Source organism: Streptomyces pallidus (ex Mingjun et al. 2026) (genome assembly GCF_051550185.1).
In the GTDB taxonomy this organism is placed as follows: domain Bacteria; phylum Actinomycetota; class Actinomycetes; order Streptomycetales; family Streptomycetaceae; genus Streptomyces.
Genome location: NZ_CP196181.1, coordinates 7275223 through 7299032, shown reverse-complemented (window position 1 = coordinate 7299032; position 23810 = coordinate 7275223). Strand labels below are relative to the sequence as shown.

Below are 23810 nucleotides of genomic sequence, written 5' to 3'. Positions count from 1 at the left end.
GATGCGGGACGGAGGAGGGAGAGGAGAGGGAGGAGGGGGTCAGTCGGCGCGGCCCCGGGCTTCGAAGGCGAGCATCCGGTCCAAAACGGTTCCGGAGGTCGGCTCGTGCAGCTCGTCCACGAGGCGGCCGTCGGCGAGGAACACCACGCGGTCGGCGTAGGAGGCGGCCACCGGGTCGTGGGTGACCATCACCACGGTCCGGCCCAGTTCCCGTACGGAGTCGCGCAGGAAGCCGAGGACTTCGGCGCCGGAGCGGGAGTCGAGGTTGCCGGTCGGCTCGTCGGCGAACACGATCTCCGGGCGGGAGACCAGGGCGCGGGCCACGGCCACGCGCTGCTGCTGGCCGCCGGAGAGCTGGGTGGGCCGGTGGGCGAGGCGGCCCGCGAGGCCGACGGTGGCGACGACGGTGTCGAGCCATGCGGGGTCGGGCTGCCGGCCGGCCAGTCGCAGGGGCAGCGTGATGTTCTCGAGCGCGGTGAGGGTGGGGAGGAGGTTGAAGCCCTGGAAGACGAAGCCGACCTTCTCCCGCCGCAGCCGGGTGAGCTGCCGGTCGTTCAGGGCGGACAGCTCGACACCGCCGATCCGGGCCGATCCCGCGGTGACCGGGTCCAGGCCGGCCATGCAGTGCATCAGCGTGGACTTGCCCGAGCCGGAGGGGCCCATGACGGCGGTGAACCTGGCGCGCGCGAAGTCGACGCTGACGCCGTCCAGGGCGGTGACCGCCGTCTCCCCCTTCCCGTACGTCTTGGTCAGGCCGGACGCGCGGGCGGCCGGCTCCGTACGGGGCGTGCTGGGGGAAGGGAACGTCTGCGACATGGGTACTCCGCCTCGGCGTGCGACGGCCCGCAAGGAGTTCAGCGGGCCGGGGATGCATCCATCGTCACGGCCCTGAGCTGCACGGACATCGATCTGGAGGCGGGAGTTGACCTCTGCCGAAAGGACACCGGCAGGCGGTCCGCCTCTTCCTTTCGGCAGAGGCGGACCCGACGCCGGCCGGCGCCGTCAGGTCGCCAGGCCGGTCCGGTGGGCCAGCAGCGCGGCCTGCACCCTGCTCGTCGAACCGGTCTTGTCGAGGATGGCGCCCACATGGGTCTTCACCGTGCCGGTCCCGATGCCGAGCCGGGCAGCGATGTCCTGGTTCGACAACCCCTCGCCGAGCATGGCGAGCACCTCCCGCTCCCGGCCGGTGAGCCGGGCGATCCGCTCGTCCGCGGCCGCGCCGCCCGGGCCGTCCGGGCCGCCGGCGCGCAGCATGCGGGAGATCACCGCCCCGGTCACACCCGGCGACAGCACGGCGTCCCCGGCGGCCGCGGCACGGACCGCGCTGATCAGCTCCTGCGGGCCCTCGTCCTTCAGCAGGAATCCGGCGGCGCCCGCGCGCAGCGCCCGTACGACGTTGTCGTCGTCGCCGAAGGTGGTCAGCATGACCACGCGCGGCGCCGGGTCGAGGGCGAGCAGCGGCTCGATCGCGGTCAGCCCGTCGCAGACCGGCATGCGGATGTCCAGCAGCACCACGTCCGGGCGGTGGGCCGCGGCCAGTTCGACGGCCTGCCGGCCGTCCCGGGCCTCGGCGACGACCTCGATGCCCTCGGCGTGCCGCAGGATCAGGCGTACGCCGTGCCGGATCATCGTCTCGTCGTCGGCGAGCAGGACGCGGACGGGTCGGCCGGATCGGTCGTGCCGGGCGGGCTGGGCGGGCTCGGTCACGGGGTCTCCCAGGGTGCGGCGTCCCGGACCGACGGGACGGTGAAACGGTCGACGGCGATGAGCCGCTGTGCGGCGTCGAAGCAGTGGCGGGCGATCCGCAGGCTGCCGGGGCGGGACTCGGTGCCGCCGGTGAACGGGTAGATGCAGCCGACCGCGCCGTCGGGGCGCGGCGGCTCGTGGCCGGTGGCCGCGGCCCGGACCGCCGCGTTGTCGAGGACGCCCAGCCCGGCCACGTCGCCGTACGTCATGCCGATGCGGGGCAGGGGGCGCGGCCCGGCGAACTCCTTCCGCGGTGCCGTTCCGTACACGAAGGCGGTCCCGAGGGCCATCAGCACGCTCAACGCCCCCAGCCCGAGGGCGAGCGTCACCCGCTGGGCGACCCCGCCGCCGAAGCCGGAGCCGGAGCCGGAGCCGGAGGCATTTTCGGTGCCCTGGACGTCCGGACCGTCCGGGCCGTCGGGGCCGCCGGGGCCGGGGGCCCCGCCCACCTCCCGGGGCGGAGCGCCGGACCGCCTGGGTACGGGCGCGTCGCCCGGCTCGGCCGGTACGGCCGCGTCCACCCGGAAGCCGCCGGTCGGCAGCGGGCCGGCGTCGAACGTCCCGCCCAGCAGCTCGACCCGCTCCCGGAGCCCCGTGAGTCCGCGGCCGGTGCCCACGTCCCCGGCGGAGGCGGGGGGTGCGGGCGGGGCGCCGTTGTGGACGGTGACGCGGACCGTCTCGTCGCCGTGCACCACCGTCACGGTGACGTGGGCCGCGCCGGCGTAGCGGTGCACGTTGGTCAGGGACTCCCGTACCAGCCGGTGCACCGCCCTGCGCACCCCTGCCGGCCGGGCGTCGAGGTCCGGCCCGATCCAGTCGAGGCGTACGGCGATCCCCCCGCCCCGGGACTCCCCCACCAGGGCCTCGATGTCGGCGCGGGTGCCGGTGGCGTCGGTGAGGGCGTCGGGCCCGGTGTCGCGGCCCAGCGGCCCGAGCACCCCGAGGGCCTGGCGCAGCTCCCGCATCGCGTCGCGGGTGGTCCGCCGTACGAGGACGGCTTCCTCGCGCAGTTCGGGATCGGCCCGTTCCAGGGCCAGCTCCAGCCCGCCGGCGTGCAGCGAGATCAGGCTCAGCCGGTGTCCGACCAGATCGTGCATCTCGGCGGCGATCCGGGAGCGCTCGTGGATGCGGGCCTCGCTGTCGGCGAACCGCCGGGCCCGTTCGGCGGCGTCCCCGCGCTCGCGCAGCGCCCGTACGAGGCGGCGCTGCTGGCCGTACGTGGTGCCGACCAGGCCGGGGACGATCACGGCCGTCGGGGTGAGGATGAGGCCGAGCGCCAATCCGTACGGCACCCGCCCCGGCCCGAGCCAGGGCGCGGCCACCGCCGCGGCCACCACGACCAGGACGGCCGCCGCGGCCAGCAGCCGGGCGCGCCGCCGCGCCGCGACCGTACGCCGGGCGACCGAGTACGCGGTCGCCGCCGTGACCGGCCCGACGCAGAACGCCAGTCCCGTCAGCGCGGCGAGGGCGAGGAGCACGGCCGCGGGAAAGCGGCGGCGCAGCGGGAACAGCACCGCGCCCACCGCGAGCGCCGGCAGCGGCGGGTACGGGTTCGGCAGCAGCCCCAGGCTCGCGACCGCCACCCACACGCCCAGCCCGGCGAGCACCACCCCGGCGGTCTCCGCCAGCGCGGGCGAACGACCTCGGACGAGCCGACTGAACGCAGGGACGGAAGGGGTGCACGACACGCTGACCAGTATCGATACCGCGGGGCCGCGACGGCGTGCGCCTCACGGCGGATCCGCCCTCTACCGAAAGGCAGAGACGCGGACGGCCAGCCGCCCACACGAAACCGAAGGACAGCACCAAGAAACGCACGGCGCCAACGGGATCACGAACGGGTGCGTCGATGATCCCGGTCCGGGCCGCCGGTCGTTACGGGGAGGACAGGAAGGAGAACCCCGATGCCCCCTCACGGATCCGCACAGCAGCCCACGACCGAGCTCGACGCCCGCTACAGCTCCGCGCTCAACCCCCGCCCCGGGGCGGAGGACGTCACCGCCACGGAGTGGGCCGAGGCCCAGCGGCTGCTGGAGACGGCCGAGATCTTCTGGGTGTCCACGGTCCGCCCGGACGGCAGACTGCACGTCACACCCGTGATCGCCGCCTGGCACGACGGCGTGCTGTACTTCTCCACCGGCCCGAGCGAGCAGAAGGCGAAGAACCTCGCCCACGACGGGCACTGCGCGCTGACGACCGGCGGGAACTCGCTGACCGAAGGACTCGACCTGGTGGTCGAGGGCAGGGCGCACCCGATCGCCGAGCCGGCGGTGCTGGAAGAGGTCATCGCCGCGTACGAGGCGAAGTACGGGCCGCACATCACCTCGCCCGAGGGGACCTTCCACGGGATCGGTGACGCGTTCCGGCAGGGGAAGGCGATGGTGTTCGCGGTGGCCCCGACCACCGCCTACGGCTTCGGCCGCGACGGCGGTGTGTACAGCCACACGCGGTGGACGTTCTGACCGCCGGTCACCGACGCGGCCGGTCCCGCCTGGCGGAGGCTGCCGTCCGGGCAGCCCCCGCCGACGCGGTTCCGAGCCGACGTGGCGCCGGTCGGGCGCGCACGGCCTGACGGCGTCGGGTGGTCGGCGGTCAGGGGGGCGGTTCGGGGGCGCGATCCGGCGGTCAGCCCGTCACCGTCCGCCAGGTCTCCGCGGCGGCGTCCAGGCGGGTGCGCTGGGCCTCGGTCAGTACCAGTCCGGCGGCGGACGCCGAGTCCCGGACGCTGTGCGGGCGGGATGCGCCGGGGATCGGGATCACCACCGGGGCACGGGACAGCAGCCAGGCCAGGCACACCCGCTGGGGGCTCACCCCGTGCTCGGCGGCGACCTCGTGGAAGGCCGTACCGGACGACGTCGGACCCGACGGGCCGTCGAGGGAGCTGCGCGAGATCCCGCCCAGCGGGCTCCACGGGAGGAAGGCGATGCCGAGTTCGGCGCAGCGGCGCAGCTGGGGCTCGCTGTCGCGGACGGCGGGAGAGTACTGGTTCTGCACGGAGACCAGCAGGTCGCCCAGGATCAGGCGGGCCTCGTCGAGCTGCTCGACGGAGACGTTGGAGATCCCGGCCGCCCGGATCTTGCCCTGTTCGGCGAGTTCGCGCAGGGCACCGACCGAGTCCGCCCACGGCACCTGCGGGTCCGGCTTGTGCAGCTGGTACAGCCCGATCGTCTCCCCTCCGAGCCGGCGCAGCGACGCCTCGCAGGCCCGGCGCAGGTGTGCGGGACGGCCGTCGACGGTCCACGAACCGTCGCCGGGTCGGCCGCGGCCTCCCTTGGTGGCGACCAGGACGGCCTCGCGGTCCGGGCCCGTGCCGCGCTCTGCCAGCGCCTGGGCGACGAGTTCCTCGTTGTGGCCGGTCTCGTCGGCGTGCCAGTGGTACGAGTCCGCGGTGTCGAGGAGCGTGACGCCGGCGTCCAGGGCGGCGTGCAGGGTGGTGAGGGCCTGCCGCCGGTCGGGCCGGCCCTCCACGGAGAGCGGCATCGCGCCGAGGCCGACGGCCGAGACCCGCACCCCGCCGATGGAGCGTTCGGCCCTCACCGTGCGCCCCCGTTCCGGCCCGCGACCGAGACCTCGGCGAGGACCTCGTCGACCGCCTGCGGCATCCAGTCCGCCACCCGGCCGAAGGCGAAGCCCAGCCCGGCCGCCCGCCCGTTGTCCACCGGGTAGTGGCGGTCGTACGAGAAGGGCGACGCGGCGGACCCGGCCTCCACCAGCGCGTAGTGCGGCGGCCGCCCGACCCGTTCGCCCACCAGGTCACCCAGCTCGGTGACGGTGAGCGTGCCGTGCGAACAGGCGTTGACCGGTCCGGTGAACGACGCCCCGGCCGTCCAGTGCAGGAACTCGGCGATCTCCCGGTGGTGGATGAACGTGGTCGGGTACGCCCGCCGGTGGACCAGGACCGGCTCGCCGGCCAGGACCCGTTCGGCGTAGTGCGCCAGCCGTCCGGTGAAGTCGGCCCGGCCGCCGCCCAGCACGTGGGCGGTGCGCACGACGGCGGTCGGGAAGACGGGGTCGGTCAGCAGCACGCTCTCGGCCTGCCGCTTGCCTTCCGCGTACGCCGTCGCCTCGTCGGCGTCGGCCGGGACGCCGGGGACGGGCCGGCCGACCGGGTCGAGGAGGCCCTCGGTGACGCGGACCGCGGCGTCCCGGACGGGGGCGGGTGGGGGTGCGGGGACTCCGGTGCCGGCACCGGCACCGGCACCGGGTGACTGCGTCGCCGGGTCGTACACCTCGACGGTCGACGTCATGACGTAGCGGCCGGTCCTGCCGGTGAAGACCCGCCGGGCGACTTCGGCCTGTTCGGGCGTGTAGCAGACCTGGTCGAGGACCACGTCGAAGGTCCGGGAGCCCAGCGCGGCGCGCAACTGCCGCTCGTCACCGCGGTCGGCGACGAGATGGGTCACCCCGTGCGGTGCCGGGGCCGAACCCCGGTTGACCACCGTCACGTTCGAGCCCGCCCCGCGCAGCAGTTCCACGAGGTGCCTGCCGAAGTACCGGCTCCCGCCGATCACACATACGTTTCGCATGCCTCGACTCTGCCGCGGTACGGTCCCCAGCAGAACTGGTCATCTACTGAACAGGTATGAAGGAAAACCGATGATCGATGTGCAGCGGCTGCGTGTCCTGCGGGCGGTCGCCGAGCACGGCAGCTTCAACCGGGCCGCCGCAGCGCTTCTGCTCACGCCGTCGGCCGTATCCCAGCACATCGCCGTGCTGGAGCGCTCGCTGGGCCGACCGGTCGCCGTCCGCAGCACCCGTGGGGTCACCCTGACCGACGCCGGGCGGCTCCTGGTGGAGGCCGCCGACACCATCTCGGCGGAACTCGACCACGTGCGCCGGCAGATCGACCGGCTGAACGCCCCCCGGCCCCGGCTGACCGTCGCCACCTTCACCAGCGGCGGGCGCTATCTGCTGCCCGAGGCGCTGGCCCGGTTCGTGGCCGCGCACCCCGAGGTGGAGCTGACCGTCCGCGAGAGCGAGCCGGAGACGGCCCTGCCGATGCTCCGGCGCGGCGAGGCCGATCTCGCGCTCACCTACCACTTCGACGGCCCCCTCCCGGTCCCGCCGACCGAGCGGCCGGGCTTCGACTGGACCCCGCTGATGGACGACCCGCTGTCGGTCGTCCTGCCGCGCGGCCACCGCCTGTCCGGGCGGGCCGGCATCGACCTCGGAGAACTGGCCGCGGACCGGTGGGTGCTGGGCTGCCTGAAGACCGAGGCGTACCTGCGCCGCCATGCGCAGCGGGCCGGGTTCGACCTCCAGGTGGCCGCTTCCACCACCGACTACTTCTTCGCCCAGACGCTGGTCGCGGCCGGGGTGGGGGTGTCGCTGGTCCCGAAGGTCTCGCTGGCCCCGGCCCCGGGCGTCGCCGTCGTCGACGTCGAACCCCCGCGCCCGGCCCGCCACATCGGTGTGGCGATGCCCCGCCGCCGTCGACCCGCGCCGCATGCCGCCGCCTTCGCGGAGGCCCTGGCCGCGGCCGCCGCCCGGGTCGGGTAGTCGCCGCGGGCCGGACTACGGGATCGCGGCACAGAGGGTCCATGCCGCATGTCTGACGGGTTCCCGGGCGGGCCGTAGCCACCATGGGCGGGTGGTGGTCGTCGGCGGAGGGACCGGGACGTGCAGGAACTGGCCGTCATCGAGGCGCCCTCCGTGCTGGGCCTGCGACCGTCCGGCGTCGAGGACCTGCCGGCGGCGCTGATCGGCGCCGGTCTGCTGGACCGCCCGGGGGCGCTGCGCGCCGGGCGGGTCGAGCCTCCGGCGTACGACCCGGCGCGGGACCCCGGGACCGGGATCCTCAACCCGGCGGGCATCGCCCGCTACTCCGTCGCACTCGCCGACGCGGTCGGCCGGGCACTCGATGTCGGGAGTTTCCCGGTGGTCCTCGGCGGCGACTGCAGCATCCTCCTCGGCAACCTCCTGGCACTGCGCCGGCGAGGACAGTACGGCCTGCTGTTCCTCGACGGCCACACCGACTTCTACCAGCCGTCGGCAGAACCCACCGGCGAGGCGGCCTCGATGGAACTCGCCCTGGCCACCGGCCGCGGCCCCCGGCTGCTCACCGACCTCGAAGGACTCGGGCCGCTGCTCCGCGACGAGGACGTCGTCGCGTTCGGCTTCCGTGACGCCGCCGAATCGGCCGAAGCCGGGATGCAGCCGCTCCCGGACGGGCTGTACGCGGTCGGCCTGGAGGACGTGCGCGCCGTCGGAGCCGCCGCGGCGGCGCGCCGGGCGGTCTACCGGCTGACGCGCGGCAGGGCCGCCGGATACTGGATCCACCTCGATGCCGACGTGCTGGACGACGCGGTCATGCCCGCCGTCGACTACCGGCTGCCGGGGGGACTGGCCTGGGCGGAGCTGGAGGCGGTGCTGCGGGTGGCGCTCGCCGACGAGCGGGCCGTCGGTCTCGACGTCACCGTCTTCAACCCCCGGCTCGACCCCGACGGCAGCATCGCGGCCCGCCTCGTCGAATGCCTGCACCGAGCGCTTTCGACGCGACCCGACCGCTGAACGCGCGAGCGCGCGTGCCCGGCAGCAGCGGATCCCGCCCGATCTGAGCGATCGGACGGGATCCTGCTGCGAGCCGGCCGGGGGCTTCGCCGCTGCGGCTACTTCCCCGTGGGACCACCGGTCCGCACTGCGGGCGCCGTCCCGGGGGCGGGCGCGGGAACCTTGTCGTCCGGCTTCGCGTCCGTGGGCTTGGTGTCGCCCGGCTTGGTGTCACCGGGCTTCGTGTCCGTGGGCGGCTTCGTGTCCGTGGGCGGCTTGAACTCGCAGTACACCTTGCCGCTCACGAACTTGCAGCCGGGCATGTTCTCGATGTCACGGGCCTGGTTGCCCTTCTTGCCCTTGTTCCCCTTCTTGTTGCCGCCGCTGCGGTCGCTCTTCTTGCCCTTCAGGTCACCATGCGCCGGTTTGCCCTCCACAGCCTTCGTGGTGCTGCTGGTGTACGGCTTGGCGGGGGCGGCGTACGCGGTCGAGGAGAACAGGGCTCCTCCGGCGGCCAGCGCGGTCGACAGGCCGAGCATCACGATTCGCTGCTTGCGGGACGTGCGGGTCATGACTGATTCCTTCGCGGAGGGGTGTGTGGTGTGGTGCGGGCTGGGGGATTTCCGTTTCCCGTTGACCCGCACCTCCAGTAGGCCCTGCCGCTCGGGCGGGGTCATGTCCCCGGATTCCGTGTCTTGACAGACGGCGAGGCGCCTGGGCCAAGGGCGGGCGGGTACCGCCGCGCCCTTGGCCCGCGAGGCGCACCTTCCCGGCGTCGAACCGCGCGATCATCCGGATTGCTCCGCACGTCCCGGCTCTCGTACCGGGCTCGTGACCGGGTCGACGCCTGATCCCTGATCCGGAGCCTTTCCGGAGTCCCCAGGACTCCGGTCCGGCGGTCCGCCCCGATCCTTCTCCTTGGCCGCCCCCTTGCCCTTCCCCTGCCCTGTCCCCCGGCCCGTGCCCGGACCCGTCTCCGGGTCCGCCCCGGTGCCCTTCCCGGGGGTCCGGCCAGGGACGTTTTCGGCGTGCTCCCCCGGGCTCCGGCCCTGGGAACTCCCCGGAACCTGCGCCGGGTCCTGGTGCGGTTCCTTGCCGGTTCCTCCGGGGTGCCGACCGGTGGATTCGCCCGGATTCCGCGTCGGATCCGTGCGGGGGACCGTTCCCGACCCCTTCTCGGAACCCTTTCCGGCGCCTGTCCCGTGGCTCTCCCCCTGCTTCTGGCCCGGGGGCTTCGCAGGGCCGTGATCGGACCCCTCTTCAGGGTGGCCCGGCTTCCGGTTCCGGCTTCCCACAGGATCATGGTCGGAGCCGGTCCCCGGGCCTTTCTCCTTTACCTTTGCCTTCGCCTTCCCCTGGCCCTGGCTCTTCCCTTTCCCCCGGCCCTGGCCCTGTGCCCGGTCCGGCGTGCCAGCACCCTTCCCGGTCCCCTCTTCCGGATTCCGATCCTGTGTCTTGCCGGGATTCCGGTCCGGCTGCTCGACGGGATGGGCGGGCTTCAGGTCCGGCTTTCCGCCGTGCTTCACCGGCGGGTCCGCCGCAGGCCCCCGCTCGGTGACCCGCCCGGGAACCTTGCCGGGGTCCGTCGGGCCGGAATTCCTGCCGGGGACGTTCTCCGCACCCTTGTCCGGAGTCCTGTCCGGATCCTGGTCCTGCACCGAGCCCTTTCCGGAGTGTTCGGGGCGTTCGGAATTGCGGCCGGACTTTTCCTCTCCCTGACTCTCACCCGAGCCCTTGCGGGGGGAGACCTTCCCAGAGCCCTTCGCCGGTGCCTTTTCCGGGTCCGGCGCAGGGGTCTTCTCCGGCTTCCCTCCCTCGGGCCGGTGCGGAACCTTTCCCGTGCCCGTGACCGAGGGCGCATCGGAGTCCGCATGCGGATCACGGACCCGGTCCTCTCCGGGGACCGCGGGCTTCTGGCCCCGACCCGCGCCCGGAGGCCTCCCCGCGGGCGCCTCCTCGTCGTGGGCCTTGCTCGTCCCCGCGTCGGCGGGCTCCTCCACCGGTCCGGGCCGGAGCGGGGGCAGGACCGGGTACGGCGAGTCCGGCGTCCGGCCGCGCGGCGGTGCGACCTCCTGGTCGTGCCTTCCGGGCTTCGCCCCGCCGCTCGGGCGCTCGTACCAGGCCTTCCGGCCCTGATCGAACACCGTGACGGCCTTCACCGGCTTCCGGGCGGGCTTGACCGCGACGAGGTCGGCGGACCGGAACGACGACCACTCCCTGCCGCTGTACGTCTGCTTGCCCTTGACGGCGACGGGCGGGGTCAGCGGGTTGCCGCAGGCGCAGCGGACGCGGGGCACGCCGCGGTCGTCGACCAGCACGGAGGTGCCGGCCTGCAGCACCGCCTGGTAACCGGTGGGCGCGCCGTCCTTGTACCCGTGGTTGGTGACGCGGGTGTCCCAGCCCAGCCGGACCGGCGTCAGGGACCGCAGGTAGGACGGGACCTCGGACTGCCGGATGTTCAAGGGGGCGGCGAAGGCCTTCCCCTTGTCCGGGTGTCGGGCGAGGAACCCGATCTGCTTCTCGACGTCGCAGCTCGCGATGTTCCGCGTGCCCCCGTACAACCCCGGGTAGGTCCCGCTGACCTGGAGGGTACGGGTGCCGGTGCGGGGCCCGGCGGCCGCGGTGGGCTCGGCGGGAGTGACCGGTCCGGGGTCGCGGGCCTCGGCCGCCGTGACCGTCGAGGGCGTGAACGGATCGGGGCCGGCGGCCGCGGCGGCCTGGAGGAAGACCTCGCCGCCGGCCGCCTCGTTGCCGCCCATGACGGTGAAGGCGAGCACTGCTGCCGCCGTCAGGGCCACCGCGGTGCCGGCGCTCAGCAGCGTCCGCCGCGACCGCCACCCGCAGGCCGGCGCGTCGGGGCGGCTCCGGTCCGGCGGCGGACCCGGGTCACCACCGCTGGACGGTGGCCCCGAGGGCCCCTTCGGCGGAGGCGGCAGGGGATGTCCCGGCGTCGGCCGCTCGTTCGACGGGCGACTGGAGAGCGGACCGGACGGCGGGCCCGTGGGGCGCCCGGGCGGCGGAGGTACGGACGTCACGACGCCCTCCCCCCGGCATAGGACATCGGAAGGACGACGATGGTCGGCATGTGATCGCTCCTTGCTGCCGTGACGACCCCCGCGGGTGGACGCGGGCAGGGCCCCCTCTTCTCCGTGAGCCCATGTCCCCGAGTAAGCCCCGGGCCGCAGGACACGTCACGTTCCGACTTCTCGGGTCTTGACAGCCGGCCGCCACCGGCCCGGGCCGGGCCCGCCCGCGGTCAGGCGATGGTGCCGCCGCCGTCGACGTACACCGTCGAGCCCGTGGTGTACGGGTTGTCGGCGAGGAACAGGACGGCCGCGGCGACGTCGGCCGGTTCACCGGCGCGGCCCACGGGCAGGCGGCCGGCGGCCGCCCCGTACATGGCGTCGCGGGCCTCGGCGGTCAGCCCGTCCCACAGCGGGGTGCAGCAGCCCGGGAGATACGGCGTTCACCCGCAGCGGGGCGTACTCCAGGGCCGGGCCGCGCACGAGGGCCTCCAGGGCGGCGTTGACCGCGCTCTGCAGGGCGGAGGCCTTCCCGGGGCGCTGCGAGAGGTAGCCGGCCTTTCGTCGGTGCGGAGGGGCTGGGGCTCCCGGGGCCGACCCTGGTCGGGCCCGGCGGGGCGTTCGGCGGAGCGGGCCCCGGCGGGGCGCGGGGCGGGGCGGGCCGGTCTCGGCGGCGCTCGGGGCGGGGCCGCGCCGTCCGGGTGCGTCGCCTCGCTCACCCGGATGCGCTGCTCAAGGCGCAGCTCGGCCAGCGCGTGCTCCTCGCCCTCGTGCGGGGCGTCGCAGTACGGCCACGGCTCGTCGGCGGGCCACAGCAGTGGCCCGCCGATCGAACTGTCGTGCACCGAAGGAGCTCCGCGGCGGGGATGTAACCGGGTCGCCGTGCGCGCCAGCGGGGCCAGTCAGGGGAAGACAGCGGTGACGTCGAGCGGTCGCGGTGGGGGGTGGTACGGACGATGTTCATGGCGACGATGCTGCCAGCGCCCTCCGACACCGGATGCCTGCGGTAGGGCGCACGCCTAGACGCCGGGAGTGAAGGTCACGGGGAGGCTCATGGGGCCGCGCAGGCCGCCGGGGCGCCAGTGGATCTCCTGCGGCGCTACCGCGAGGGCGAGCCCCGGGAGTCGGCGCAGGGCCGTGCCGATGGCGATCCGGCCCTCCAGGCGGGCCAGCGGAGCGCCCAGGCAGTAGTGGACTCCGTGGCCGAACGCCAGGTGGGCGTTGTCCTGCCGGGTGATGTCCAGGCGGTCGGGGTCGGCGAACCGCCCCGGGTCGCGGTCGGCGATGGCCGAGGCGATCAGCACGGTCGCGCCGCCCGGGATCACCACGCCCGCGATCTCGACGTCCTCGCGGGCGAAGCGGGCGATGCCGGGGCTGACCGGGCCGTCGTAGCGCAGGAACTCCTCGACCGCGCCCGGCAGCAGCTCGGGGTCGGAACGCAGCAGTTCGAGCTGGTCCGGGTGGGCCAGCAGCATGGCGATGCCGCCGCCGATCAGGTTGACGGTGGTGATGTAGCCGGCGGCCAGCAGCAGGAACACCATGGCGATGAGTTCGTCCTCGGTGAGCTGCTGCTCCTCGTCGCGGGCCGCGATGAGACCGCTGAGCAGGTCGTCGCCGGGGCGGGCGCGTGCGTCCCGGATGAGGCCGGTGACGTACGCGCGCATGTGCTGCCACGCCTCGTTGACCACGGCCGGGTCCACCGGCTCCGCTCCCCGTGTGAGCATGCGGTCGGTCCAGTGCTGGAAGTCGTGTCGGTCGTCGACGGGCACCCCGAGCAGTTCGCTGATGACCGCGACCGGCAGCGGGAGCGCGAAGTCGGCGACGAGGTCGGCGCGGCCGGCCGGGACGACCGCGTCCAGCAGCCGGTCGGTGAGGGCTTGGATGCGGGGCTCCATCGCGGCGACCCGTCGGGCGGTGAACGCCTTGGAGACCAGGCGGCGCAGCCGGGTGTGGTCGGGCGGGTCGCTGCGGAGCATGTTGCTCAGCATCGAGTCGCGCTCCGTCTCGGGTAGCTGCTGGAGGAGCCGCTGATCGGCGGCGTCGCGCACGTCGCTGCTGAGGCGGGAGTCGGAGAGGGCCGCGAGCCCGTCCTCGTAGCGGGTGACGATCCAGGCCTCCAGGCCGCCCGCGATGACGGCGCGGCGCACCGGGCCCTCTTCGCGGAGCTGCCGGTAGAGGGGGAAGGGGTCCGCGACGAAGGCCGGATCGGCGTAGGGCAGAAGGACCGGCCGCTCGCTCAAGATGCCTCCCGGAGGACGTCGCCTGGCTGTCTGGCACGAGGCTATAGGACCGATTCGTTGCGAATGCTGGTTTTCGTTCCGATGTACCGATTTACACCTGACTGGTCCGTGGGCGGTGGACCGGCCGGGCCCGTGGTGTCATTGGGGTTCCCTAGCCTTGCGGCATGATCCGGACCACTGCTCAGGACGTCCTCCCGCCCGTGGCGCCCGTGCGCCGGCTCGCCGCACCGCTCACCGGGATCGCCGAGACCGTCGAGTTGACGGTGCTTCAGTTCGCCGCCGACGCGCACACCGTGGCGGCGTTCGAGCGGGCCCTGGACGGGCTCGTACGACAGGCCCACCGCGACCGCGCCGCCCTCACGACCGCCCTGAGCGGGGCGGTGGGTGAGCAGTTCTACCGCACGGAGGAGGCACAGAGGGTCGCCGTGTGGCACGTCGTGCCGGCGACGCTGCTGGGGCGGATACCGGAGTACGGCCTCCAGCCCGCATCCGTGCTCCGGCCGCGGGGACACGAGGAGTGTGCACAGGGCGGGCTGGACCGGGTGCTGGCCGCGCGCGTGCGCGAGATCGGGTACGCGCTGCTGTCCGGGCGGACCCTGCCGTTCCTGCTGGCCACGCCGACCTGGGACACGGGCGCGCTGGACGCGGCCGAGCTGGTCGAACGGCTCGCGGAGTACCAGCGCTCGGGCGTCCGGCCCGGAGCGGCCGACTTCGGTCAGGCGCTCCTGCGCGTACGCCGTGACGGCCCGGACACCCCCGCGGCCGCCGCGGCCGCGGCCCGGCTCAGGACCGCCGAGGGCGACCGGCTCGCCGCCTGGCTCGGCCCCGACGGTGCGCCGGGGACGCCGCTGCGCCGGACCGGCGGACCCGGGCCGCGGGCCCACCGGTCCTGGGCGCGGCCCGGGGCCGCCGTGCCGCAGGTCGTCTTCGGGAGCGGGGCACGCCCGGCCCTGCTGCGGGACTTCCCGGACGCCTTCCACTGGCTGGGGCGGCCGCACGAGGGGTTCACCCAGTGCTACCACTGGCACGCGGGACACCCCGTACGGGCCTCGGTGCTGCCCGAGGACCGGGAGGCGCAGGCGGCGTGGCTGCTGCCGTCGGTGACACTGGCCGCGACGGTCGGCGCCCACGGGGACGCCTGGATGCTGCCGCACCTCGCCCGGCTGGGCGGGCCCGCGGGGCCCGCGCTGCACGCCGCCGTGGCGGCGGGGCTGGGAGCCCAGCACCCGGAGCAGCGGCGCCCGGCGGTCCAGGCCCTGCTGGTGCTGGCGGCTCGGGGCGAACTCGACGCCGGGCTGCTCGGCAGGGAACTCGCCGCCATGGCCGTCCTCGGCACGGTCAAACCCAACCGGCTGGCCGACGCGACCCGTTCGGCCGCGGGAGCGGGCGCGCACGCCACGGTGTGGGCCGTCCTCGCCGAGGCGCTGCCGGGCCTCCTGCCGTCGGTGCGCACTGCGGGCGAGCTGCTGGCCGTCGCCGCCGACTGCGCGGAACACTGCGGGGCGCGGGGCCCGGTCCCGCCCGAGGTGGCGGCAGTAGCGGCCCGCCGCGGTTCCCACCGCCCGGCCGCGGAGGCCCGCCGCCTGGCCGCTGCCCTCACCGCCTCGTAGCGGAAGGGGCGTCCGGCCCGAGCGCGGCCCGCAGTTGTTCACGGACCGTATCCGGCCGGCCCCGGGACCTCGTGCCGGCCGGTCAGGCGTCCGTGACGGCCAGCCATATCTGGAGCTCGTGGTCGCCGTCGCCGACCAGGCAGTAGAACTGGAGGACCAGGTGGCGGCCGTCCTTCATCTCCCATGTCGCCGACCACTCGCCGTCGCCGCTGCGCAGGCAGCCCGCCACGTCCGTGAGGGGATCGCCGAAGCGCTCGCGCAGGCGCTGCTCCAGGGTGTCGACCATCTCGTCGAAGCAGGTCCGGGCGTTCTCCAGGAGGAACGGGTACTCGGAGAGCCATTCGGCGGCCAGCCAGGTGCTCGCGATCACGTGCATCGCGCCGTTCTCGATGCGTTCCAGGTCGTACTCGTCGAGCGCCGACAGGTCGTACGGGTCCTCGTTGCGGTCGAAGATCAGTGAGCAGGGGTGGAACGCGCGGGCCGGCAGGTCCAGGAGTTCCTGCACCACCGTCGCGACGTCGCCTTCCCAGGCCTCGGTGTGGTCGACGTACGTCCGGGGGTCGCCCGCGAGGAACGGGTCGTGGCGTTCGAAGGTGCCGGGGGCGGCGGAGCCCCGCCAGACCGTGTCGCCCGCCGCGTTCCGGAGGGTGACGGCGCTGCCGTCCCGGGCGCCGACCTCGACCCGGCACACGTCCCGGCCGTCCCGGCCGACGTGGACGACGTCGCCCTCGTCGGTGAGGAAGGGGGCGAGGCCGTGCCCGTCGTCGAAGCCTACGATCCAGCTGTCGGAGTCGGTGAGCGGTTCGCGGTGCGGGGTGGCGGTGAAGGAGCCGTCGGCGCGCAGTACGCCCCACGCCTCCGGGTCGAGGGCCCGGGCCACCGCCGCGCCTCCGGCGTCGAAGCGGTCGGCCCACTCGTACTCGTCCGCGATCGCCCACGCGCCGGTGGCGTCCAGGAAGCCGCGCACGACGTCGTTGCCGACCTTCAGCAGCCCGCAGGCCAGTGCGTCGTCCATCTCCCCTTCGCGCCGGATGACCACCTCGCCGCGGGGGTTGACGAATCCCGCGAACGAATCGCCGATGCCGCCGCCGTTGACGTACGCGAGTCCGTTCTCGTCGAAGGCGTCGAACAGCCGGAAGCACGGCTCGACGACCCACTCCCCCGTGGCGTCGATCAGCCCCCACTCCTCGCCGATCATGGCGGGCGCCGTCCCCTCCGGGGTGAACGGGCGGGCGCCGTCGAAGCGGGCGGCGATGACGAGCCGGCCCTCCCGGTCGACGTAGCCGCAGCGGCCGTCCGCCTGCCGGACGGCGCCGAGGCCGTTCGCCCCGAACGTCCCGGCCTGCCGGTACGCCCCGCCGATCACGACGGCGCCGGTGGGGTCGGCGTACCCGACGCCGGTCTCCGTACGTACGACGGCCAGACCGTGCCGGAACGGTCCGGCCTCCTGGAAGCGGGCGGGGACGACCGGTGCCGCGGCGGTGTCGGCGTACCCCCACAGCCCGTCGGACAGGAACCGCGAGAGGCCCGCCCCGTCGAACCCGGTGGTGTGCTCCAGCACCGGCTCGGCCAGCCAGCGGCCCTGCCCGTCCAGGTAGCCCCAGCCGCCGGTCAGGTCCGCGGCGGGGGCGATGAGCCCGCCGCGGCCGTCCTCGTGGAACGGCCCGACGGCGGTGAGGTCCGGCGGGCGGACGAGGTGTCCCGCCCGGTCGACGAGCGCGAAGCGCCGACCGAAGGGTGCGCGGCCCTCGACGGGCACGGCGTGGGGCGCGGTCGGGGCGGTCAGCATGGCGGCGGCTCTCCTTCGGGGCCCCGCGGAAGGGGTGCGGGCCAGGAGCCAGCGTAGGCGGGCCCTCTGACAGCTCGCCGACCTGCCCGAACCGCCCCGGCCCGGAGCGGGGCTTTCCGGCCCGCGCACCCGTCGGCCCGTCCTTTCGACGGGGCTCTCCCCTTTAAGATCCACTCGAATTGATGAACCATCAGGCTCCACAAGGATGAGGACCTCCTCGATGCCACACCGGTCCGGCAGCCCGTCACGCCACGCCCTGGCCGCCCGCAGCCAGCGGATCGTCGACTCGGCCGCCTTCACCACCACCGTGTTCTGCCTCATCGTGGGCAACGCCGCACTCATGGGCATCGAGACCTACGACGGCGTCGTACAGGACTGGCACGACGGCCTCAAGCTCGCCGAGCACCTGTTCCTGGCCGCCTTCACCGTCGAGGTCCTGCTGCGCGCCGCCGCGCACGCCGACCGGCCGGGGGACTTCTTCCGCGATCCGTGGAACCTCTTCGACCTGGCCGTGGTCGCCCTCGCCCTCGCCCCGTTCGCCCGCGAGAACGCCACGGTGCTCCGGCTGCTGCGGCTGGCCCGGGTGCTGCGCGCCGCCCGGTTCCTGCCACAGGTCCGCATCGTGATCGTCGCCATCGGCAAGAGCCTGCCGGGGACGCTGAGCTTCCTGCTCGTCGGTGCCCTGCTGCTGTACGTGTACTCCATGGTCGGCTGGGTGTTCCTGGCCGACGACGACCCCGAGCACTTCGGCTCGCTGGGCCGCGCCGCCCTCACGCTGTCCCTGCTGGTCACCCTGGACGGGCTCGGTGATGCGGTCCGGGCCGGCCTGGAGGTCTCGCGGTGGACCCTCCTCTACTTCGCCTCGTACGTGCTGATCGGCTCGTTCGTGCTGGTCAACCTCCTCATCGGGGTGGTCATCAACTCCCTTGAGGAGGCCCGCCAGGCGGAGGAGGACCGCGCCGCCGCGGAGGCGGCCGCCGCCGCGGTCGTGGAGCCGCAGCCCGCCGACGTCGAAGAGATCCGCAGGCGCCTCGGCGAGGCCCGCGCCGCCCTCGACGCCCTCGAACTGGCGCTCCCGGCGGCGGCCCCCGCGGGGCGCGCCGCGGTGGGCGGGCAGGCGGACGGGGAGGTCGAGGTCCGCACCGCGGTGCCGGCCGGGCGGGCGTGACGGAGGCAGCAACCCCTGTGACGGCGCGGTAGGTCATGAAGGCGTCACGGGAAGGGCACAGCGGTGTGGCGGCGGGAACTCCGGGGCGGCGCGGTGTTGTGTCCGTGGACGTACGGGCCGGCGGGGCCCGGTCGTGGGCCTCGGGAGGTTCCCATGCAGTACGCAGCAGGTGTCCGGCAGACCGTGACCGCGCTGGTGGCGGCCGTGGCCACCACCCTCCTGGTGACGGCCTGTACGCCGTCGGGCGAGGACGGTGCCCAGCCCGGCGGGCCGTCGCGGTCGGCGCAGCCGCAGCCGCCGACCCCCGGGGCCACGGCCGGCGGCTCCGGCGGCGCGGGGAAGGCGACGCCCGCCGCCCCGGCCTCGCCCGTGACGTCGGGCGGCGGGGCGAAGCCGTGCACGATCAAGGAGGTCGAGGTCACGGAGGCCCGCCAGGCCGCGGTCCGGCCGCCCGGAACCGGAACCGGCGCCGCCGTCATCACCGTCACCAACACCTCGAAGGGCACCTGCACGCTCCAGGGCTTCCCCACGGCCGCCGGCGCGGGCAACGGGGCGCCCGACAAGAACGTACCGCTCGCCGCGACGCACAGCGGCTCGGCCGCGACGGTCACCCTGGCCCCGGGCGCCCACGCCTGGACGAAGCTCACCTTCGTCAACGTGCAGGGCGAGGCCGACGGCTACTGCGCCTCCGGGGCGACCCCGGCCACGTACCCCACGCTCGTCGTCGGGGTGCCGGGGGCGGGCGCGCACCAGATCGCCCTCGACGACGGCGTCTTCGCCCTGTGCGACAACAAGGCGACCGTCACCGCCTACTCCGCCGCCAAGCCCTCCTGAGGACGGCGCCGCGGGAGTGGTGCACCGGGGCCGGGCCGCCACCGGTCAACATGCCGCGTACGGCGTAATGGACGGTTCGGCCCGCCTTCCTCTCACGCTGTGACCGCCGGTCAGCTCGCGTCAGGAGGCGCGTGTGCACAGATCCCTTCGGTGGGCTGCGGCGCGGACGGGAGCCGGGGGCGCGCGGTGAGGCGCCGCCGCCCGGCGGCCGGGTGCCCCCTGCCGGAGGCCGGGCTGGGCGGACGTCCGGTCCTGCTGCTCGGCGGTGACCCGGCCCTGCTGCCGCCGGACCTCGAGGACCACAGCTGGGAGGAGGCCTGGCCCCGGATGGACGGCTGGGCGGGCCGACGACCGCCGACCCGGAAGGGGTCTTCCAGCGGAGGTGAGCACGCCGCCCGGCCGGACGGCGCGTGCCACCGGCCGGGCCAACTTGCCGTTCGGCTGCTTTGACCGGCGGCCGGGCGCGGTACGCATGTCCCACGCGCACGCCTCGCGGAACCCGGGAGGTTCCCGAACGGGTACCGCGGAGGGTGCTCGCCCGCCCCGACCACCGCCACCGTAGGCAGGCCCCCATGACCACAGGCTGGACCCCCCGCCCGCCCGACGCGGCCTCCGGGCCGGCCGGCGAGCAGCTGCCGGAGCTCGACATGCCGGATCCGGGCCGGCAGCGGCGCTGGACCGTGCTGCTGCGCTGGCTGCTGCTGATCCCTCAGATGATCGTGGTGGCCCTGCTCGGCATCGCAGCCTTCTTCCTGACGATCGCCGGCTGGTTCGCCGCACTGGTCCAGGGGCGGCTCCCGCACGGCATCGCCCGCTTCCTCGGCGACTACCTCGCCTACGCCACCCGGGTCACGGCCAGCGCCATGCTGCTGGTGGACCAGTACCCGCCGTTCGCGCTCGCCGCACCCGGCTACCCGGTCCAGATCGAGCTGCGGCCCGGCGAGCTGAACCGGCTGGCCGTGCTGTTCCGTCTGATCCTGATGATCCCCGCCGCGATCGTGAGCAACCTGCTGCAGTACGGCTGGGCCGTCATCTGCTGGGTGTTCTGGCTCATCGCGCTGGTGCTGGGCCGGATGCCGGAGCCGATCTTCGAGGCTTCCGCCGCCGTGCTCCGGTTCCGGCTGCGGTTCCTCGCGTACGCGATGATGCTGACCTCTGCCTACCCCAAGCGGCTGTTCGGCGACCCGGTGCCCCCGGCCCTCGGCTACGGTGCCCCGGCCGCGCCGGCCGCGGCCGCGGGCGCCCCGGCGGCGCCCAACGCCACGCGGCCGCTGGTGCTGTCCACCGGGGCCAAGGTACTGGTCGTGGCGTTCCTGGTGCTCGGCTTCGTCGCGGGCAGCCTGTCGTCGCTGGGGCGCGGCGACGAGTACTACGACGACTACGACTACGACGACAAGGGCAGGGCGGCGGTGCACGGGGTGACCCGGTACGACGCCGGGTCCGGGCACTGACCCAGCCAGCCAGCAGCCGCCGTTCCGCCCGTCGGCGTCCGCGCGGACCGTCACGGGGCCGGTGTCCGAGGCAAGGTCAGGTCGCAGCCGCCCGGCCGACCGTCGGTGTCGCCTCGGATGTGGCTGCCGAAGGTACGCAAGGGCGCCACGGGCATCAGGTGGGTGCCCTGGTTCCCGCACTGGCCCGCTTCGCCAGCCTGCCGGGCCCGCCACGTGTACGCGATGTCGGCGCCCGCGTGGGCGCCGGACGGGTCGGCGACGCCGAGCGCCATCTGGCAGCCGCCCCGCCGACTGGACGACGCCCTGCGCGCCGGGCGTCCCGGTCGAGGCCATGGCGGGCGTCGCCGGGATCGGCGCGCTCGTGCCGAGGGCGCAGGACGGCGCCTTGATCCTGCCGTGCGGGACGACGGACGCGGGGTCAGGCTCCGGGGTCGGACCGGACCGGGCCGCTCGTCGGATCAGCGGCCGAGGACGTTCATCAGGATGATCGCCGCGATGTCCGCGAGGATGACGGCGACAACAGCGATGATCGTGGCCCAGGCCCGCTGGGACTCGTCCAGGTGCATGCCTCGCCTCCCGACCGGAACACCGGAACGTGCCGTCGCCGCTGACTGCGGGGCGCCCACGAGCGGCCCTCCGGGGTCTCCCGTCCCGCCATGATGGCTCGGTTCCGTCGGGCGCACAGCTCGGGCAGGGGCTCCGGGCTCCGCCGACCGGGTGACGTGCAGGCCCTTCCGGGTCCTGCCGCCCTGTTCACAGGCCGGGACCCCGGTCCCCGGACCCTCGCCAAGGGGCAGCGGGCAGCAGGCAGCCGCGTGGAACGGGGCGCGCCGTGGGCACACCGATGCGCATCGCGGCAGTACGGCGCCGACTGGCCGCCGGGTGTGCGGCCCTGCTGCTGGTGGCGCTCGCCTCGGCCGCCGGCGCCGGTGCGGCCCCCTCCCCCTCGCCCACCCCGGCCACGCCCACGTCCACGTCCTCGTCGCGTCGCCGTGGCCGCCGGGTGCGGGGGACCCGGGTCGGCTCGACCCGCGCATCACGCAGGTCATGCAGAAGCCGGAGTACCGGCACGCCCAGTGGGGCCTGCTGCGGACCGACCCGGACGCAGGGCGGGGCCTGCACAGCATGTGCCCCGGCCAGTTCTTCATCCCGGGCTCCACCGCCAAGCTGTTCCCGGTCTCCGGCCCGTGGCGGACCCTCGGCCCGGACCACCGCTTCGTGCCCCCCGTCTACGCGGTCGGCGAGCTGAACGGGGCCACCCCGACCGGCGACCTCGACCTCGTGGCCCAGGGCGACCTCACCATGGGCGGCCGGACCCGGCCCGACGGCACGGTCGCGTACACCGACCTCGACCACACCTACGCCGACGACTTCCTCGGCGCGACCCTCACACCGGAGAACCCGCTCGCCGGTATCGACCTGCTCGCCCGGCAGGTCTACGACGCCGGCATCACCCGGGTCGACGGGGACGTGATCGTCGACAGCCGCCTCTTCGCGCCCGACCCGGTCCTGGACCCCGTCCCGACCCCGCTGATCATCAACGACAACCTCATCGACCTGCTGACCACGCCCGGGCCCGGCCGGGCGCCGACGCCCGGCTGGACTGGCGGCCGAAGGTCGCGCCGCACCAGGTGACGTCCACGGTGAAGACCGTGGAGGCCGGGAAGCCGACGGACATCACCGTCACGGCGGCCGACGGCGGCACCCGGATCCGGCTGTCCGGCACGATCGCGGCGGACGCGGCGCCGTCGCTGCGCGTCTCCCCGTCGCGGACCCGGCGGCGTCCGGCCGGACCGCCCTGATCGAGGCGCTGCGCGGGACCGGGCGGGCGTCGACCGCGAGCAGGTCCAGCTCACGGACGGCCGCGGAGGCAACCCGGCCGACCGCGCCACGCCCCGGGCGGTGGTGCAGATGCTCGCCTACCGGCAGCGTACTCCGGACGCGCAGCGGTTCCGGGAGGCCCTGCCCGTCCTCTCGGTCGACGGGCTGCTCGCCGGGAACTGCCGCACCTGCCCGGCCCGCGGCAAGGTGTCCGCGAAGACCGGAGCGGCCGTCGGCGGGGACTCGCTCAACGACCGGCTCGCCGTGGGCGCCCTCACCGTCGCCGGCTACCTCGACAAGGTCGACGGCCGCTTCGACACCTCCTCCGCGGGCGTCAACGGCGCGTCCACACCGACCGCCGACGTCGCCGGTGTCGAGGTATCGCGAACGACCTCGCCCTGATCGCCGCCTCCCTGCAGGAATCCCCCGGTTGACCCGGCGCTCCGGGACCGCGGGGGAGGGTGGTTGACTACCGTCCATGGATGGTGCCGCCGGGGACGCTCCCCCCTTCGATCCCGAACTGGCCGCCGCACTGGCGGCTTCGGGTGCCGGGGCGAGGGAGCCGCTCACTCCGGAGAACCTCGCCGCACGGCAGGAGCGGGACACCGCGGCCAGGCCCCGGCCTACGGCCCGGGACCTGCGGGCCGACGGCCGGTTCGAGGTGGCGGAGCTGCGGGTGCCCGCTGCGCCGGGCGGGCCGGACGTCACCCTCGTGAGCGCGCGGCCGGCCGGGATCGCCCGGCCGCTGCCGCTGCTGTACTACATGCACGGCGGCGGCATGATCATGGGCAACGCCTGGTCCGTGCTCCGGCAGTTGCTGGACACCTGGGCCGGCCCGCTGGAGCTGGCCGTCGTCTCCGTCGAGTACCGGCTGGCGCCGCAGGCGCGGTACCCGGGCCCGCTGGAGGACTGCTACGCGGGGCTCGTCTGGGTGGCCGGCCACGCGGCGGACCTGGGCGTCGACGCGGACCGGATCGTCATCGGGGGCAAGAGCGCGGGCGGCGGCCTCGCGGCGGCCCTCGCCCTGCTCACCCGTGACCGCGGCGGGCCGGTACCGATCGGGCAGCTGCTGCTGTGCCCGATGCTCGACGACCGCAACGACACGGTCTCCGGCCACCAGATGGCCGGCATCGACACCTGGGACCGCACCTCCAACGCGACCGCGTGGCAGGCGCTGCTGGGCGACCGGTACGGCACCGCAGACGTGCCGCCCTACGCCGCTCCTGCCCGGGCCACCGACCTGTCGCGGCTGCCCCCGGCGTACATCGAGGTCGGATCGGCCGAGACCTTCAGGGACGAGGACGTGGCCTACGCGAACGCCCTCTGGCGGGCCGGCGGTCGGGCCGAACTCCACGTGTGGCCCGGCGCCTTCCACGGCTTCGACACCCTCGCCCCACAGGCCGCGCTCAGCCGCGACGCACGCGACGCCCGCACGCGCTGGCTCCGGCGCATCCTCCGCGCGCCGTCCCGGCCGGTTGCGAACGGCACCGAACGAACGGGCGGTTGAGCGGCGGCCGGCCGCACACCGAAGCCGCTCATAGGATCAAACTAACCATCCTGTCCGAACCCGTGTCCCGTGCGACGACAGATCGTTGGGGGTGTGACCGAGGGGGGGCGTGGGGGGCGTCGAGTTGCCTCG

Annotated in this window: 20 protein-coding genes and 1 pseudogene; 11 read left to right on the top strand and 10 right to left on the bottom strand. The window is 74.8% G+C overall.

Annotated elements, in window-relative coordinates:
- Nucleotides 1-39: 39 nt before the first annotated feature.
- From ACSHWO_RS32560 to ACSHWO_RS32550, 3 genes are all read right to left on the bottom strand, one after another.
- Nucleotides 40-816, bottom strand: a complete 777-nt coding sequence (locus ACSHWO_RS32560) for an ABC transporter ATP-binding protein (protein ID WP_438317801.1) — start codon at nt 814-816, stop codon at nt 40-42.
- A 186-nt stretch (nt 817-1002) separates the two neighbouring features.
- On the bottom strand, nt 1003-1707 hold the full coding sequence (locus tag ACSHWO_RS32555; RefSeq protein ID WP_438317798.1) for a response regulator: 705 nt from the start codon (nt 1705-1707) through the stop codon (nt 1003-1005).
- Nucleotides 1704-3434 carry a sensor histidine kinase gene (locus ACSHWO_RS32550; RefSeq protein WP_438317795.1) on the bottom strand — a complete coding sequence of 577 codons (1731 nt, stop codon included), beginning with the start codon at nt 3432-3434 and terminating at the stop codon, nt 1704-1706. The genes ACSHWO_RS32555 and ACSHWO_RS32550 overlap by 4 nt, the downstream gene beginning before the upstream one ends.
- Nucleotides 3435-3650: 216 nt before the next feature.
- Here ACSHWO_RS32550 and ACSHWO_RS32545 point away from each other — a divergent pair, with 216 nt between their 5' ends.
- The gene (locus ACSHWO_RS32545) at nt 3651-4208 is read left to right on the top strand and encodes a pyridoxamine 5'-phosphate oxidase family protein (RefSeq protein WP_438317792.1); all 558 of its coding nucleotides are present in this window, start codon (nt 3651-3653) and stop codon (nt 4206-4208) included.
- A gap of 163 nt (nt 4209-4371) precedes the next feature.
- Here ACSHWO_RS32545 and ACSHWO_RS32540 read toward each other — a convergent pair whose 3' ends face one another.
- Entirely contained in the window at nt 4372-5283 is a 912-nt protein-coding gene (locus ACSHWO_RS32540) for an aldo/keto reductase (protein ID WP_438317789.1), read from the bottom strand.
- A complete protein-coding gene (locus ACSHWO_RS32535; RefSeq protein WP_438317786.1) occupies nt 5280-6272 on the bottom strand; it encodes a reductase in 993 nt (330 codons plus the stop codon). The genes ACSHWO_RS32540 and ACSHWO_RS32535 overlap by 4 nt, the downstream gene beginning before the upstream one ends.
- Before the next feature lie 70 nt (nt 6273-6342).
- Between ACSHWO_RS32535 and ACSHWO_RS32530 the strand changes: the two genes are divergently transcribed.
- A complete protein-coding gene (locus tag ACSHWO_RS32530; RefSeq protein WP_438317783.1) occupies nt 6343-7245 on the top strand; it encodes a LysR family transcriptional regulator in 903 nt (300 codons plus the stop codon).
- Nucleotides 7246-7365: 120 nt separating this feature from the next.
- Complete coding sequence (locus ACSHWO_RS32525) at nt 7366-8256, top strand: arginase family protein (protein ID WP_385805537.1); 891 nt, start codon at nt 7366-7368, stop codon at nt 8254-8256.
- A gap of 98 nt (nt 8257-8354) precedes the next feature.
- On the opposite strand, the gene ACSHWO_RS32520 is transcribed toward ACSHWO_RS32525, so the two are convergent.
- From ACSHWO_RS32520 to ACSHWO_RS32505, 4 genes are all read right to left on the bottom strand, one after another.
- Complete coding sequence (locus ACSHWO_RS32520; RefSeq protein WP_438317780.1) at nt 8355-8807, bottom strand: hypothetical protein; 453 nt, start codon at nt 8805-8807, stop codon at nt 8355-8357.
- A gap of 216 nt (nt 8808-9023) precedes the next feature.
- Nucleotides 9024-11012: a DUF6777 domain-containing protein gene (locus tag ACSHWO_RS32515; RefSeq protein ID WP_438317777.1), complete on the bottom strand. Its 1989-nt coding sequence runs from the start codon at nt 11010-11012 to the stop codon at nt 9024-9026.
- Between the two features lie 479 nt (nt 11013-11491).
- Nucleotides 11492-11671 (bottom strand): SDR family oxidoreductase, encoded by a 180-nt coding sequence (locus ACSHWO_RS32510; protein WP_438319322.1) that lies wholly within the window; start codon nt 11669-11671, stop codon nt 11492-11494.
- Nucleotides 11672-12277: 606 nt separating this feature from the next.
- On the bottom strand, nt 12278-13498 hold the full coding sequence (locus tag ACSHWO_RS32505) for a cytochrome P450 family protein (protein ID WP_361087184.1): 1221 nt from the start codon (nt 13496-13498) through the stop codon (nt 12278-12280).
- 164 nt (nt 13499-13662) lie between these two features.
- Here ACSHWO_RS32505 and ACSHWO_RS32500 point away from each other — a divergent pair, with 164 nt between their 5' ends.
- Nucleotides 13663-15108, top strand: a complete 1446-nt coding sequence (locus ACSHWO_RS32500) for a DUF7824 domain-containing protein (protein WP_438317774.1) — start codon at nt 13663-13665, stop codon at nt 15106-15108.
- A gap of 82 nt (nt 15109-15190) precedes the next feature.
- Here ACSHWO_RS32500 and ACSHWO_RS32495 read toward each other — a convergent pair whose 3' ends face one another.
- Nucleotides 15191-16897, bottom strand: a complete 1707-nt coding sequence (locus ACSHWO_RS32495) for a WG repeat-containing protein (protein WP_438317771.1) — start codon at nt 16895-16897, stop codon at nt 15191-15193.
- A 220-nt stretch (nt 16898-17117) separates the two neighbouring features.
- On the opposite strand from ACSHWO_RS32495, the gene ACSHWO_RS32490 reads away from it, so the two are divergent.
- The 7 genes and pseudogenes from ACSHWO_RS32490 (at nt 17118) to ACSHWO_RS32460 (ending at nt 23678) form a co-directional block, all read left to right on the top strand.
- Entirely contained in the window at nt 17118-18065 is a 948-nt protein-coding gene (locus ACSHWO_RS32490) for an ion transporter (protein ID WP_438317768.1), read from the top strand.
- 153 nt (nt 18066-18218) lie between these two features.
- A complete protein-coding gene (locus tag ACSHWO_RS32485) occupies nt 18219-18899 on the top strand; it encodes a DUF4232 domain-containing protein (protein WP_438317765.1) in 681 nt (226 codons plus the stop codon).
- 572 nt (nt 18900-19471) lie between these two features.
- Nucleotides 19472-20350, top strand: a complete 879-nt coding sequence (locus ACSHWO_RS32480; RefSeq protein ID WP_438317762.1) for a DUF4389 domain-containing protein — start codon at nt 19472-19474, stop codon at nt 20348-20350.
- A gap of 1047 nt (nt 20351-21397) precedes the next feature.
- A complete protein-coding gene (locus ACSHWO_RS32475) occupies nt 21398-21985 on the top strand; it encodes a D-alanyl-D-alanine carboxypeptidase (protein WP_438317759.1) in 588 nt (195 codons plus the stop codon).
- Entirely contained in the window at nt 21982-22152 is a 171-nt protein-coding gene (locus ACSHWO_RS32470; protein WP_438317756.1) for a hypothetical protein, read from the top strand. The genes ACSHWO_RS32475 and ACSHWO_RS32470 overlap by 4 nt, the downstream gene beginning before the upstream one ends.
- A 79-nt stretch (nt 22153-22231) precedes the next feature.
- Nucleotides 22232-22573: pseudogene (locus tag ACSHWO_RS32465) on the top strand (D-alanyl-D-alanine carboxypeptidase); the annotation flags it as partial.
- 76 nt (nt 22574-22649) lie between these two features.
- Nucleotides 22650-23678, top strand: coding sequence for an alpha/beta hydrolase (locus tag ACSHWO_RS32460; protein ID WP_438317753.1), 1029 nt, complete (start codon nt 22650-22652; stop codon nt 23676-23678).
- Nucleotides 23679-23810: the final 132 nt, after the last annotated feature.